A 14584-nucleotide genomic window follows, 5' to 3' on the forward strand; every position below is an offset into this window, starting at 1 on the left:
ACCGCAGGCCGAGAGGGCCTGCCTGGGGGGAGGAACGAGTCATGAGAGTCAGCGTTTTCGGGCTCGGCTACGTGGGCTGCGTGTCGGCCGCGTGCCTGGCCAGCATGGGTCACGAGGTCATCGGGGTGGACGTGAACCAGGTGAAGGTCGACCTGGTCAACGACGGCAAGGCCCCGGTGGTCGAGGAGCGGATCGGCGAGCTCATCGCCGAGGTCGTGCGGACCGGAGCGTTGCGGGCCACCGGCGACGTCCGCGAGGCGATCATGAGCAGCGAGGTGTCGCTGGTCTGCGTGGGCACGCCGTCGGAGCCCAACGGCAGCCTGTGCACCACGTACTTGGAGCGGGTCACCGAGCAGATCGGCGCCGCGCTGGCCGAGGGGGCCAAGCAGGGGGACCGGCACACCGTCGTGTTCCGCAGCACCATGCTCCCGGGCACCTGCCTGAACCTACTGGTACCGATCCTGGAGAAGTACGTCGGCGGCATGGCCGGGGTGGACATCGGGGTCGCGGTCAACCCGGAGTTCCTGCGCGAGGGCACCAGCGTGCAGGACTTCTTCGACCCGCCCAAGACCGTCATCGGCGAGCTCGACCCGGCAAGCGGCGACGCGGTGATGGCGCTGTACGACGGCTTGCCCGGCGAGGTGTTCCGGGTGCCGGTCCCGACGGCCGAGGCGATCAAGTATGCGGACAACGCGTTCCACGGCCTCAAGATCGGCTTCGCGAACGAGCTGGGCGCGGTGTGCCAGGCGCTCGGGGTGGATTCGCACCAGGTGATGGACGTGTTCCTGGCCGACCGCAAGCTGAACGTCAGCCCCGCCTACCTGCGGCCCGGCTTCGCCTTCGGTGGCTCCTGCCTGCCCAAGGACCTGCGCAGCCTGGTCCACGCGGCGCAGCGGGCCGACATCTCGGTGCCCATCCTCGCCCACGTGCTGCCCTCCAACTCCGCACATCTGCAGCGCGCGGTGGAGCTGGTCGAGCGCACCGGCAAGCGCCGGGTGGGCCTGTTCGGGTTGTCCTTCAAACCCGGCACCGACGACCTCCGCGAGAGCCCGCTCGTCGAGCTGGCGGAAAGGCTCTTCGGCAAGGGTTACGACCTGAAGATCTACGACGCCAACGTGAGCCTCTCCCGGCTGATCGGCGCGAACCGCGAGTACATCGAGACCCGGCTGCCGCACCTCGCGCAGCTGCTCGCGGATTCCGTCGACGAGGTGCTCGAGCACGCCGAGGTGTGCCTGGTCGGGACCGGAGATCCGGCCGTGCTGTCGGCGCTGCCCCATGGCGACGGCCCGATGATCGTCGACCTCATCCACCTTCCCGACGCCGAGACGCGCCGGACCGAACCGGGGTACATGGGCCTTGCTTGGTAACACATCGTTTGATGACACAGCCAGCGGCGACGGGTCGAACCGACGCGCGCTGATCCTCGTAGAGAACCTGTCGGTGCCGTTCGACCGACGGGTGTGGCAGGAGTGCACGACGCTGCGCGACGCGGGCTGGACGGTGCACGTCATCTGTCCCCGGGGGGAGAAGCGGGACTCGGAACCGGAGGCAGAGATCGACGGGGTGCGGATCCACCGCTACCCGTTGCGCGCGGCCACCGGAGGACCGGCCGGCTACCTGCGGGAGTACGGATCGGCGTTGTGGCACACGGCCCGGCTGGCCCGCAAGGTCGGCCCGGTCGACGTGGTCCACGCCTGCAACCCGCCCGACCTGCTGTTCCTGCCGGCGCTGTGGCTGAAGCGGCGCGGCGCGCGGTTCGTCTTCGACCAGCACGACCTGGTACCGGAGCTGTACCTCTCCCGGTTCGACCGCGGCGAGGATCTGCTCTACCGCGCCGTGTGCGCGCTGGAACGGCTGACCTACCGGGCCGCGGACGTCGTGCTCGCCACGAACGAGAGCTACCGGGACGTCGCGATGCGCCGTGGCGGCCGGCGGCCGGCGGACGTTTTCGTGGTGCGCAGCGCGCCCCAGATCGACCGGTTCCAACCGGTGCCGCCCGAGCCGGAGTTGAAGCGCGGCAAGCCTCATCTGCTGTGTTATCTCGGTGTCATGGGCCCGCAGGACGGCGTCGACTACGCCTTGCGGGCCCTCGCGAAGCTGCGCGACGAGTTCGGGCGGACCGACTGGCATGCGGTGTTCGTCGGCGCCGGCGACGCCTACGACGCGATGGTGGAGCTGTCCCGGCGGCTCGGTCTCTCCGAGCAGGTGCAGTTCACCGGGCGCATTCCGGACGCCGACCTGGTGCGCTACCTGTCCACCGCGGACGTGTGCCTCTCCCCCGACCCGCGCAATCCGCTCAACGACGTGTCGACCATGAACAAGGTCCTGGAGTACATGGCGATGGGCCGACCGATCGTCTCGTTCGACCTCCGGGAGGCGCGAGTCTCCGCCGGTGACGCCGCTGTCTACGCGCCCGCGAACGACGAGGCCGAATTCGCCAAGCTCATCGCGCTGCTCCTGGACGATCCGGAGAAACGGGCCCAGATGGGCAAGATCGGACAGGAGCGGATCAGCGGGGAGCTTTCCTGGCGGAACTCGCAAGCGTCGCTGCTCGCCGCCTACGCCGTTGCCTGCCGTGACCACACTCCGGTGTCGGCGGGCGACCCGGTCCGGGCACGGAAGAGGCCGCGCCGTTGAGCGATGACACGATACGCCTGGTCACGATCGGGCGGATTCTCCGCCGGCGCCGGCGGCTTCTCGCCGTCCTCGCCGTGGTGGGCGCGCTCGTCGGCTACGGCACCTCGGTGCTGTTTCCGCCGCGGTACACGGCGTCGGCATCGGTACTGCTGCCGGGGCAGTGGGAGGAGCGCGAGCTGCTGACTCAGGTGGACATCGCGACCAGTTCGGCGGTGGTCGATCGCGCGGCTGCCGCACTCGGCTGGAGCGGGGTCAGCGGCACCGAGCTGCGGGATCGAGTGAGCGCCAAGGCCGCCGACGGGAACATCGTCAAGATCTCGGGTACGGCCGACACCCCGGAGCGGGCGCAGCAGCTCTCCGACCGGATGGCCCAGCAGTTCGTCGCATTCGCCGCGCGGATCGCAGGCGGCAGCACCGACTCCGAAGCGGCGACGGAGCCCGAGGCACTGCGGAAGAAGGTGGCGGAGACCAACCGCCACATCACCGACCTGGTCAAGGCGGCCGATCCCGGGCAGAGCGTGGAGAGCGTGGAGGCCCGTACCTCGCTGGAGAAGCTGCGCACCGCGCTGGATGAGGCCATGAAGAAGCTGGACGAGGCCGACCCGGCGACGAACAAGGCCGGCATGGTCGTCATGGGGCCGGCGGCCCGGCCTACCGGCGAGGCGCCGCCTACGAGGATGCAGTTCATCGTCGCCGGGGCGCTGCTGTTCTTCCTGCTCGCGGTCATCGGCCATCTCGCCGCCGCACGGGTGAACCGCCGACTGCGCACCGAACCGGAGATCGCCGCGGCGCTGGGCTCGGCGCTCCTTGGCACGGTCGACGTGCCTGCTGACCGGCGCACGCACCAGCCAGAAGGCCGTGGCCCACGGGCTCGGATCCGTCGGCTCCTTGGCGTCGACACCCGGTGGGACATACCGATCCCGCAGTGGTCCGGCGACGAGGCCGGCAGGCGGATCCGCTACCGGCGGGTGTGCGCTCGCCTCCGGGACCAACTGACGGCCCCCCGGCGGCTGCTGGTGGTCGTACCGGACGGCGACGAGATCGCCCGCCGGGCCGCCGGGCAACTCGTCGCCGAGGCCAAGAGCGATCCGCTGCTGCGGGTGGTGGAGGTTTCGGTGGACCGGCCGATGGTGCCGGACCGCGACACCGAGTCCGGTGCCCTGGTCGTCCTCAGCGCGGGCAGCTGGACCGCGGAGGAACTCGCCGGCATCGCCGAGGCGTGTGCGGACGCCAGGCACGAGGTCGTCGGCGTCGTCGTGGCCGGCACGGTCCGGGCCCGCCCGACGCGGTCTGCCGGCCATCCTCCGGACAACGCCGCTCCGGCACTCGCGGTTCGCGGCCACGCGACGGGAGGTTCAGTGTGACGACGAGCACGACTTCTCAGGCGTCGGCAGCCGCTCCGCTCCTTGACCTGCAGGCGCTGGTGGTGGCGGTGCGCAGGCGCCGCCGCCTCTGGTACTCCATGGCGCTACTGGGGCTGCTGGTCGGCGCGGCGGTGGCAATCCTGCTGCCGCCCCCGCCGGCCGCGGTGACCAAGGTGCTGGTCACGCATCGGGAGGACCAGCCCAACGACACCGGAACGCTGATCCGCACCGACGTCGCGCTGCTGGGGACCACGCGGATCGCCGACAAGGCCCTGCAGTCCCTCAGCTCCCCGGAAAAAACCGAAGACTTCATGCAGGACTACCGGGGTACCGGCTTGACCAACAATCTGCTGCAGATCGATGTGACAGGTGACAGCGACGCGGAAGCGGTGGCCCGGGCCAAGGCGCTGGCCGATGCGTTCGTCGCGGACCATGTGCGGCGGATGCGGGAGACCGCGAAGGCCGAGGCCAAGGCCCTGCTCGACCAGCGTGACCGCATGCGGGGCGAGCTCGCCCAGGTCAACGAGGCGATCGGAGACCGATCGCCGGAGAGCGACTCCAAGGCGTCGGCGAGCATCGAGTCGCTCTTCGCCCGCCGGGCCGAGCTCAACTCGCGGATCGCCGATTTCGACCAGCGCGCAGCGGAGGCGCGCACCGGCACACCCAAGATCATCGCCGGCACGCAGATCGTGGACGCCCCCCGCGCGGTGCGGCACTCCCTGCCCAGGGCCGCTGTCACCAACGCCGCGATCGGGCTCGTCCTCGGGCTCGTCCTCGGGCTCGCGCTGGCCGCGGTCGGCACGGTGGTGGCGGACCGCCCCGTGTTGCGCCGGGACATCTCGGCGAACCTGGGCGCCTCGGTCATCGCCGAGCTGCCCCGCCGGTCGGGCAGGCTGTGGCAGCGCCGACGGACCCGGGCGGCACGCGAACGGCTCACCGCGACCCTTGCCCGCACCGTACGCGGCTCCGCGGAACCGCTGTCGCTGCTGGAACTGGGCTGTGCGCGCAGCACGAGCGTGATCGCCCTGAACGTCGCGAGGGCACTGGCGGCGGAGGGGCCAGTGGTCATCGTCGATGGTCTGCCCGGCCCGCAGCTCGCAGGCCGCCGCCCGAAGCCAGGAGACCCAACCGTGGTCAGCGGCGAGGGCGCCGCGGCCGAGTCGCATCAGGAGCGTCGGCTCGGCGTCGGCTCGGTGGCACCCGGCACGGCGTGGACCGACCTCCAGTACCTCGGCACCCAGACCGTGCTCGTCGTGCGTGCCGGGCACGGCAGCGCCGCATGGCTGCACACCGTGGCGCGGCAGCTCGCGGACCAGCGCATACCGGTGATCGGTGTGGTGCTGATCGACCCCGATCCGCGTGACCGGACCGACGGCACGCTGTGGGACGGGCTGCACACCGCGCTGCGCGGCCAGAACGAGCGGCCGGCCCCGCAGAACGGGACGGGCCAGCGGCGGACGGAGCGGCTGCCGATGCGGGCCGCACGGGTACCGGACAACGACCAGGAAGCGCGGTAGGACATGTGTGGCATCGCAGGCACGTACCGATGGCCGGACGGGAAGATCGTGACCGACCGGCTCACCGATACCCTCGCCCACCGCGGTCCGGACGGGGCGGGCCGGTACGGCCACCCCGTCGGTGACGGCGAAGTGCAGCTGGGACACCGCCGGTTGGCCATCATCGACCTGTCCGAGACCGGCGCCCAGCCGATGGTCTCGGGCGGCCTCGCCCTGACGTACAACGGCGAGTTGTACAACGCGCCCGAGTTGCGTGCCGAGCTGGCAGCCGCCGGGGTGCGCTTCCGCGGTACCTCCGACAGCGAGGTGCTGCTTGAGGCCTGGCGGCGCTGGGGCACGGGCTGCCTGCCCCGGCTGCGCGGCATGTTCGCGTTCGGGATCTTCGACGAGCGAACCGGTGAACTGGTGCTCGCCCGCGACCAGCTCGGCATCAAGCCGCTGTTCCTGCTCCGGCGCGGTGCCGGCCTGGTGTTCGCCTCCGAGCTCAAGGCACTCGCCGCCGCGACCGGCGGGACGCTGGAGGTGGACCATGCGGCGCTGGTGGCCTCGCTGCTGTACTACTGGGTGCCGGACTCACGCTGCGCGTTCCGCGAAGCGGAGAAGCTGCCGCCGGGGAGCTGGCTCCGGTGCCGGCCCGACGGCCGGGTGGAGCGCGGCCGGTTCTGGAACCTCCGGGACGTCGCCGCCGAGGGCCAGGAGCGGGCCCGGGACGGCGAGCAGCCTGATGTCGCTGCCATCGTCGAGGAGTCGACTCGGCGCCACCTGCTCTCCGACGTACCCGTGGCGACCTTCCTCTCCGGCGGTCTTGACTCCAGCTACCTGACCGCCCTTGCGGCCCGCGACCGACCCGGGATCTCCGCCTACACGATCGGGTTCCGCGCCGAGGACGCCAAGTTCGAGGCGATGCCGGACGACCTGCGCTATGCCCGGCAGGTGGCCGAGCGGTTCGGCATCGACCTGCACGAGATCGAGATCGCTCCGAATGTGCTCGACCTGCTGCCGCAGATGACCTACCACCTGGACGAGCCGATCGGCGACCCCGCCGCGATCAACACGTTCCTGATCTGCTCGGCCGCCCGGGAGGCCGGGGTCAAGGTGATGCTCTCGGGGATGGGCGCCGACGAGCTGTTCGCCGGGTACCGCAAGCACCTGGCCAACCTGCTCGCGCTGCGCTACCAGCGCGTCCCGCGGCCTCTGCGGCGCGGAGTGTCCAGGGCCGTGGACCGGCTGCCGGTCGCAACGAGCCGCCGGGGGTACCGGTCGGTGCGCTTCGCGAAGCGGTTCCTCTCCTTCGCCGATCTGCCGGAGGAGACCGCGTTCCGGCGCAGCTACACCATGTACGACCAGGACGAGCTGCTCGCCCTGATCGATCCGGACTTGGCCGGGACGGTCGAGGACGTGCTGACCGAGCACGCGGACATCTACCAGGACAACGACCTCGACGACTTCGTCAACCGCATGTGCCTGGGCGACGCCCGGATGTTCCTGCCGGGCCTGAACCTCGCTTACACGGACCGGTCGAGCATGGCAGCGTCGACCGAGGTGCGGGTGCCGTACGTGGACGTCGAAGTGGTCAAGGCGGCGTTCGCAGTGCCCGGCGATCGCAAGATCGTCGGACGACAGGGCAAGGTCGTCCTCAAGGAGGCGGCCACCTCGATCCTGCCCCGGGAGATCGTGTACCGGCCCAAGGGCCTGTTCAGCGCCCCGCTGCGCGCCTGGATGAGCCGGGATCTGGCACCGCTGGTGCGCGAGGTGGTGCACGACGGCGTGCTCGTCAATTCCGGGATCCTGCGCCGCGACGCGCTGGCGCGGATGGTCGCCGAGGACGCCGCCGGGCAGCGGGACTTCTCCAAGCATCTGTGGCATGTGCTGACCCTCGAGTACTGGTATCGCGGCGCGACCTCTGGGTCCGGCCAGAGCACTCGGTTAACGGCTTAGGAATCAGAGGAGTTCGGGTGAAACAAGTTGTGCAGAACTACAAGAGCGGCGAGCTGGCGGTGCTCGACGTGCCGGTGCCGGGGTGCAAGCCGGGCGGTGTGCTGGTCCGCAGCGCCTACTCGCTGATATCCACCGGGACCGAGCTCATGAAGGTGTCCGAGGCCGGCATGTCGATGCTGGGCAAGGCCCGCTCCCGCCCTGACCAGGTGGCCAAGGTCGTGCAGAGCGTGGCCACCAATGGGCTGCCCGCCACCTACCGCAAGGTGATGGGCAAGCTGGACTCCTACACGCCGCTGGGCTACTCGCTGTGCGGGGTGGTCGAGCAGGTCGGCGCCGGCATCGACGACGTGAAGGTCGGCGACCTCGTGGCCTGCGCCGGCAACGAGCACGCGTTGCACGCCGAGCTGAACTGGGTGCCGAAGAACCTCTACGCCCCGGTGCCGGACGGCCTCGCGCCACGGCACGCGGCCTTCGGCACCGTCGGGTCGATCGCGTTGCAGGGCGTCCGCCGCGGTGAGCCGCAGCTCGGCGACGTGGCGCTGGTCATCGGCCTCGGGCTGATCGGGCAGCTGGTGGTGCAGTTGCTGGCCGCCTCGGGGGTCCGCGTCGTCGGGGTCGACCCCGACCCGGTGCGCTGCGAGCTCGCCGAGCGCCTGGGCGCCGCGGCCTGCGGCGATCCCGCGTCCGCGGCCGTGGAAGCCACCGTCGCCGAACTCACCGGCGGTCACGGCGTGGACCAGGTGTACCTGGCCGCCGGGGGCGGCAGCAACCAGCCCGTCGAGCTGGCCGCCCGGCTGAGCCGGGACCGCGGCCGGGTCGTCGACATCGGCAAGTGCCGCCTGGACCTGCCGTGGAACGCGTACTACGAGAAAGAGCTCGACGTCCGGTTCTCCCGCAGTTACGGCCCCGGACGCTACGACCCGGAGTACGAGCTCGAGGGGCGGGACTACCCGATCGGCTACGTGCGCTGGACCGAGCGCCGCAACCTGGCGTGCTTCCTCGATCTCCTCGCCCTCGGCCGCGTCGACGTGGAGCCCCTGGTCTCCCACGTCGCCGACTTCGATGATGCCGTCGAGACGTACCAGAGCCTGAAGGACGGCGACCTGAAGGCCGTGGCCGTGCTGTTCCGGTACCCCGGCCCCGGTGAACACGCAGCGGAAGCGGAGGCCCCGGCGGTGTCCGTGCCCGCGGTGAAGCGACCCAGCGGCGGAGTGTCCACGCCGGCCCGGGCCGCCAATGCGCCGGTGCGCCTTGCGTTCGTCGGCGCGGGAAACTACGCGACGTCGATGCTGCTGCCGCACCTGGCACAGCGCGAAGGCGTCGAGTTGTCGACAGTCGTCACCACGACGGCGCTGTCCGCGGCCAACGCCAAGCGGAAGTTCGGCTTCGCCGAGGCGACCACCGATCTCGACGCCGTGCTCGGTGACAAGTCCATCGACGCGGTGTTCGTGGTCACCCGGCACAGCTCGCACGCCGAACTGACTCAAAAGGCACTGCTGGCCGGCAAGACGGTGTTCGTGGAGAAGCCCCTGGCCCTCACCGAGGACGAGCTGGCCGGAGTGCTCACGGCGGTGGAGGAGTCCGGCAACGACCGGCTGCAGGTGGGCTTCAACCGCCGGTTCGCGCCGCTGCTGCAGGAGGCCAGGAAGCGGTTCGGCGCCCGGACCGGTCCAGCGAGCCTCCGCTACCTGGTCAACGCGGGCCGGCTGGCGCACGGCAGCTGGTACCTCCAACAAGGCACCGAGGGCTCGCGGTTCGCCGGCGAAGGCGGACACTTCATCGACACGGCGAGCTGGCTGCTCGCGGCCGACCCGGTATCGGTGTACGCGGTCGCCACGTCCGGCAACGAGGGCGGCAGTGACATTCAGGTGGTGCTGCGATACCCGGACGGGTCCACCGCCACCATCAGCTATGTCACCACCGGCCCAGCCGCCTTCCCCAAGGAGACGCTGGACCTGGTCGCGGACGGCCGTGCGCTGCGGCTCGACGACTTCGTCCGTGCCGCTGTTTACGATGGCGGCCGCAAGCGGTGGGTCAGTTCGCGGCTGCCCAAGGCCCGGGACAAGGGCCAGTCCGCCGAGCTGGCCGCGTTCATCAAGGCCGTGCGGACCGGCGGGCCGATGCCGGTGCCGCTGGAGTCGCTGGTCGCCACCACGGCGGCCACCCTCGCCGTGCAGGCCGGCCTGGCCGGCGGCGCGCCGGTGACGTTGGCGAGGGCGCGATGACTGTGAACTCGGGGAGCCCGGGCTGGTACCTGCGGCGGCTGTCCCGGATGGGACCGCGGGAGGTCGGCGGCCGGGTGGGCGACGCCGTGCGCAGGCGGCGGTGGCGGTCGGCGCGGCCGGACTGCCCGAGGGTGACCGGCGCCCGGTTCACCGCGGTACTGCCCGCCGGGACGATCGCCGCAATACCTCCGGACGCCGCGAAACGTCTCATCGCCGAGGCGGACCGGCTGATGTACGGGCACGTCGAGTATTTCGGGGTGGTCCGCGACGACCTGGCCGACCCGGACTGGTGGTGCGACCCGAAGACCGGGCGCCGGGCTCCGTGGGGATACGCCTTCGACGTGCCCTACCGGAACGAGGACGCGGTCGGGGACATCAAGCAGATCTGGGAGCCGTCCCGGCATCAGTACCTCACCGTGCTCGCCGCCGCCTACGCGATCACCGGGAACGAGCGGTACGCCGAGCGAGTGGCCGAGCACCTGCGGTCGTGGTGGGCGGCCAACCCACCGCTGCGCGGCGTGCACTGGATCAGCGGCATCGAGCTGGGCATCCGGCTGCTGTCCTGGGTGTGGATCCGCCGGCTGCTCGACGGCTGGCCGGGCGTGGCCGGGCTGTTCGAGGGCAACCCGGTGGCGCTGAACCAGATCTGGCACCACCAGCGCTGGCTGGCCGCCTTCCCCAGCCGGGGGTCTTCGGCGAACAACCACGTCATCGCCGAGGCCGCCGGGCAGTTCGCCGCAGCCTGCGCGTTCGGGTGGTTCCCCTCCTCGGCGCGTTGGCGAGCCGGCGCGCTGCGGTCGCTGGAGCGGCACCTGCGAAGCAACACCTACGACTCCGGCCTCAACCGCGAGCTGGCCACCGAGTATCACGGCCTCGTGCTGGAACTCGGCCTGGCCGCGGTGGCCGAGGCGGATGCCGCCGACGTGCCGGTCCCCGGGTCCATCCGGCTGGTGCTGCTGCGCATGACCGACGCGCTCGCGGCCATCGTGGACAGCCGGCTACGGCCGCCGCGCCAGGGGGACGCGGACGACGGGCACGGTCTGGTCGTGGACGGCGCGGGCACCGACCGCTGGGCCTCGCTGCTGGCCACCGGGGACGCCGTGTTCGGCCGGCTCGCCTGGTGGCCGGTAGTGACCGGCACCGATGTGCGCACCCCGCTACTGGCCGCGCTCATCCGGCCGTACGCGAAAAATGGAACCGCACCGGCCGTGACCCGCCCGGCAAGCCGACCGGCCCACTTCGCCGACGCGGGCATGACCATCCTGCGCGGTCCGGAGGAGATCTGGTGCCGCTGCGACGGAGGTCCGCACGGCTTCCTGTCCATCGCCGCGCATGCCCACGCGGACGCGCTGTCCGTGGAGGTCCGGCACGACGGGGTCGACGTGCTCGCCGACCCGGGGACGTTCTGCTACCACGGGCAGCCCGAGTGGCGGCAGTACTTCCGGTCGACCCTCGGCCACAACACCCTGCAGCTCGATGGCGGTGACCAGTCCGTCTCCGGCGGCCCGTTCCTGTGGACCCGGCATGCCCGCAGCCGCGTCCTGGTCGCGGACACATCCGGCGCCTTGGAAGGGGGGACGGCCCGCTGGTGCGCCGAGCACGACGGTTACCAGCGCTCCGTGCACCGCCGCCGGGTGGAGCTGACGGCCGCGAGCCAGGAGCTGAGGGTGGTTGACGAGGTCCGCGACCAACACAGCCCGCGCCGCGCCGTGCGCCTGGCGTTCCACCTCGGCCCGGCCATCGCCGCGGACCTGGTGGGGAACTGGGCACTGCTCACCTGGACCCGGGACGGCGAGGACCGCTCCGCGGTGCTCGACCTGCCCGGGCAGCTGAGCTGGCGGGCGCACCGCGGCGAGAGCGACCCGCCGCTGGGCTGGTACTCCGCCGGATTCGGGCGCAAGGAACCCACCACAACGCTGGTCGGCACCGGCTTCGCCGACGGCGTGGAGGGGTTCACCACCGTACTCAGGTTCCGCGGCTTGGGGGTGTTGTGAAAGTCCTGTGCGGTGCCGGACACCGTGGGTGCTGTGCGGGGCTTTCACAACACCCCCAAGGGGGGCGCGTGGGGATCAAGAGGCGGCACTGGGCGTTGGCGGCGGCACCGCTGGCGCTGGCCCTGCTGACGGCGACCGGTTGTGAGAGCACGACGGGCGCCCGGGCGGAGCCGACCGCTGCACCATCCACGTCCGTGGCCGGGTCCGTGGCCCGGGTGTGCGCCAAGCCCGCGGCCGGGCCGGCGAAGGCGCCGGCGGGCGCGGTGACGGTCGACCCCGCGGTGGTCGGTGACCTGGCAGCGAAGACCAAGAGCAACCCTCCGAAGACCACGTTCTGGCTTCGACCGGGCAAGCACAGGCTCGAGCCGGACCGCTACGCCCAGGTCATCCCCAAGGAGGGGAACCGCTACCTCGGTGCGCCAGGCGCGGTGTTCGACGGCGGGAAGAAGAACCAGTACGCGTTCGGCGGCAGTGCCCGCAACGTCACCATCCGCTACCTGACCGTGCAGCGTTTCGTCGCGCCGCACGACGAGGGCGTGGTCAACCATGACTCGGCCGACGGGTGGGTGATCGAGCACGCGACGATCCAGTACAACTCCGCCGCCGGGCTGATGGCCGGTGCCCGCCAGCAGGTCCGTGCCAGCTGCCTGCGCGACAACGGCCAGTACGGCATGAACGCGTACAAGGCCGGCGACTCCATCCGCGGCCTGGTGGTCGAGGGCAACGAGATCGTGGGCAACAACACCGGCGACTGGGAGCGGCGGAAGGAGGGCTGCGGCTGCACCGGAGGCATCAAGTTCTGGGCCGTCAACGGCGCCGACATACGCGGCAACTGGGTGCACGACAACCGCGGAACAGGCTTGTGGGCGGACACGAACAACAACGACTTCCGCATCGAGAACAACGTGATCGAGGCCAACGACGGTGCCGCGCTGATCTACGAGACCAGCTACAACGCGGTCATCCGGAACAACACGATCCGGCGGAACAACTGGGTCGAGGGCCGCAGGGAAGCGAGCCGCGGCGACAACTTCCCCTTCGCGACCGTCTACCTGTCCGAGTCCGGTGGCGAACCACGGATCAAAGCCCGCACCGACAAGATCGAGATCTATCGGAACGTGCTGGAGAACAACTGGTCCGGGATCACCCTGTGGGAAAACGCCGACCGGTTCTGCAACAGCCCGGCCAACACCTCGTCCGGTGACTGCACCTTGCTGGTGCCGGACACCGACCGCTGCGCGAAGCCGGCGATCTCCAAGCCGCCGCTCTACGCCGACTGCCGGTGGAAGACCCAGCGGGTGGACATCCACGACAACCGCTTCGAGCTGGACAAGTCCGTCGTCAAGTGCACGGCGAAGTGCGACCGCATGGCGGTCCTTGCCAACTACGGCACCTATCCGGACTGGTCGCCGTACAAGGGCGAGCGGGTGGCCGAGGCGATCACCCGCAAGCAGGACAACCGCTGGCACGACAACGTCTACCTCGGTCCGTGGAATTTCGTCGCCTACGACCCGAGCCGGGTACTCACCTTCGGGGAGTGGCAGGGCACGCCGTACCAGCAAGACGCGGGCAGCACCTTCCGCGCACGGGCCGGTGGTTGAGATGGGCGGGGATCTGCGGCGCGGTGGGCTGCCGGGCGGAGCGGACACGGCGGACCCGCAGCCCGGCGCCGAACCGCGCCCTGCCGGCACACCGAAGATCGTCGGGATCGTCTGGGGGTTGCTGGTCCTCAACACGCTCGGCTCCGCCGGGGCGAAGACCATCATCCCGCTGCCCCGCTCCCTCATCCAGCTGGTCACCATGGGCGCGCTGGTCGCCGCGTTCACACTGGCGCTCGCAGTCAATCTCCGGCTGCGCATCCGAGCCAGCTCCTTCGTGCTCCTGCTCACCCTGCTGCTGGTGCCGAGCGTCATCTCCAGCCTGCAACTGGAGTCCGGATTCGGCGCGCTGTTCCGCTGCGCCCGGCTGGCTCTCTTCATCGGCACGCTGTGGCTGCTCAGCCGCTGGTGGGACGGCGGCCTGACGTTCGTCCGGCACCACATCCGGGTGTACTTCGCGGTGCTCGGGTCGGTGGCCGCCGGCCTGGTCATCTCACCGGGCGCGGCCATGCCCGAGCTCTACGGCGGACGTCTTGTCGGTGCGTTGTGGCCGCTCACCCCGCCGCAGATCGGACAGTACGCCGCGGTGATCATCGGTCTCACCGTGCTGCTCGTACTGGGCCGCCGGACCGACAGGGCCAGCGCGGCGGTCATCATCGTGCCCTCACTCATCCTGCTCGCGTTGACCCATACCCGGACGGCCACGCTCGGCCTGCTCATCGGGTTGGCATTGGCGATCGGCTCGCTCGTCCTGACCAGCGCCGCCGCCCGCCGGTTCTTCACCTGGGCGGTGCTGTGCGCCGCGGTGGCCGCGGTGGGGTTCGCCTCCGCGCTACGGGCGTGGTTCCTGCGCGGACAGAGCCAGGAGAACCTCACCAGCCTCACCGGCCGGGCCAAGGTCTGGGACGCCCTGCTGGCAGCGCCCAGGACGACCGCGGAGAAGTTGTTCGGCGTGGGCCTGGGCGACAAGTCGTTCGGCGGGCTGCCGATCGACAACAGCTGGCTGGCCGTTTACCACGAGCAGGGTCTGACCGGCGTCGCCCTCGTGGCGGCGATCATCATCGTGCTGGGCGGCGTCGCGTTGCTGCGGCCACCCTCGCTGCAGAGGGCCTGCGCGATCTTCCTGATCAGCTATTGCGCGATCGCGTCGTACACCGAGGCCGGTCTGGGCGACGCCTCGCCGTATCTGCTGCACCTGGCCCTGGCCGCCTCGCTGCTGGCGGCACCTGCCGCGACCACGCCCCTCTCGACGCCCGCAGCCCCTCGACGGCGCGTCCCGGGATGGGCCCGGAGATCGGAGGTGACCTGAGC

At 70.9% G+C, this 14584-nt stretch carries 9 protein-coding genes; all 9 read left to right on the forward strand.

The features are described from left to right. Positions 1–41 precede the first annotated feature (41 nt). Positions 42–1367, forward strand: coding sequence for a nucleotide sugar dehydrogenase (locus AC5P09_RS34740; RefSeq protein WP_493877688.1), 1326 nt, complete (start codon positions 42–44; stop codon positions 1365–1367). Continuing rightward, on the forward strand, positions 1357–2637 hold the full coding sequence (locus AC5P09_RS34745; RefSeq protein ID WP_493877689.1) for a glycosyltransferase family 4 protein: 1281 nt from the start codon (positions 1357–1359) through the stop codon (positions 2635–2637). The genes AC5P09_RS34740 and AC5P09_RS34745 overlap by 11 nt, the downstream gene beginning before the upstream one ends. Beyond that, on the forward strand, positions 2634–4001 hold the full coding sequence (locus AC5P09_RS34750) for a Wzz/FepE/Etk N-terminal domain-containing protein (protein WP_493877690.1): 1368 nt from the start codon (positions 2634–2636) through the stop codon (positions 3999–4001). The genes AC5P09_RS34745 and AC5P09_RS34750 overlap by 4 nt, the downstream gene beginning before the upstream one ends. Further along, entirely contained in the window at positions 3998–5518 is a 1521-nt protein-coding gene (locus tag AC5P09_RS34755; protein WP_493877691.1) for a Wzz/FepE/Etk N-terminal domain-containing protein, read from the forward strand. The genes AC5P09_RS34750 and AC5P09_RS34755 overlap by 4 nt, the downstream gene beginning before the upstream one ends. Before the next feature lie 3 nt (positions 5519–5521). Then, complete coding sequence (asnB, locus tag AC5P09_RS34760; protein ID WP_493877692.1) at positions 5522–7456, forward strand: asparagine synthase (glutamine-hydrolyzing); 1935 nt, start codon at positions 5522–5524, stop codon at positions 7454–7456. A 17-nt stretch (positions 7457–7473) separates the two neighbouring features. After that, on the forward strand, positions 7474–9681 hold the full coding sequence (locus tag AC5P09_RS34765) for a bi-domain-containing oxidoreductase (protein WP_493877693.1): 2208 nt from the start codon (positions 7474–7476) through the stop codon (positions 9679–9681). Then, on the forward strand, positions 9678–11675 hold the full coding sequence (locus tag AC5P09_RS34770; protein WP_493877694.1) for an alginate lyase family protein: 1998 nt from the start codon (positions 9678–9680) through the stop codon (positions 11673–11675). Before AC5P09_RS34765 ends, AC5P09_RS34770 begins: the two co-directional genes overlap by 4 nt. Positions 11676–11743: 68 nt before the next feature. Further along, positions 11744–13276, forward strand: a complete 1533-nt coding sequence (locus AC5P09_RS34775; RefSeq protein ID WP_493877695.1) for a right-handed parallel beta-helix repeat-containing protein — start codon at positions 11744–11746, stop codon at positions 13274–13276. Between the two features lies 1 nt (position 13277). After that, positions 13278–14582, forward strand: a complete 1305-nt coding sequence (locus AC5P09_RS34780) for an O-antigen ligase domain-containing protein (RefSeq protein WP_493877696.1) — start codon at positions 13278–13280, stop codon at positions 14580–14582. Positions 14583–14584: the final 2 nt, after the last annotated feature.

It is taken from the genome of Streptomyces sp. a15 (genome assembly GCF_059026085.1).

Bases quoted from the DNA above. Each gene is read 5' to 3' on its own strand.
- AC5P09_RS34780 (WP_493877696.1), top strand. From the start codon at position 13,278: ATGGGCGGGGATCTGCGGCGCGGTGGGCTGCCGGGCGGAGCGGACACG.
- AC5P09_RS34770 (WP_493877694.1), top strand. From the start codon at position 9,678: ATGACTGTGAACTCGGGGAGCCCGGGCTGGTACCTGCGGCGGCTGTCC.
- AC5P09_RS34740 (WP_493877688.1), top strand. From the start codon at position 42: ATGAGAGTCAGCGTTTTCGGGCTCGGCTACGTGGGCTGCGTGTCGGCC.
- asnB (WP_493877692.1), top strand. From the start codon at position 5,522: ATGTGTGGCATCGCAGGCACGTACCGATGGCCGGACGGGAAGATCGTG.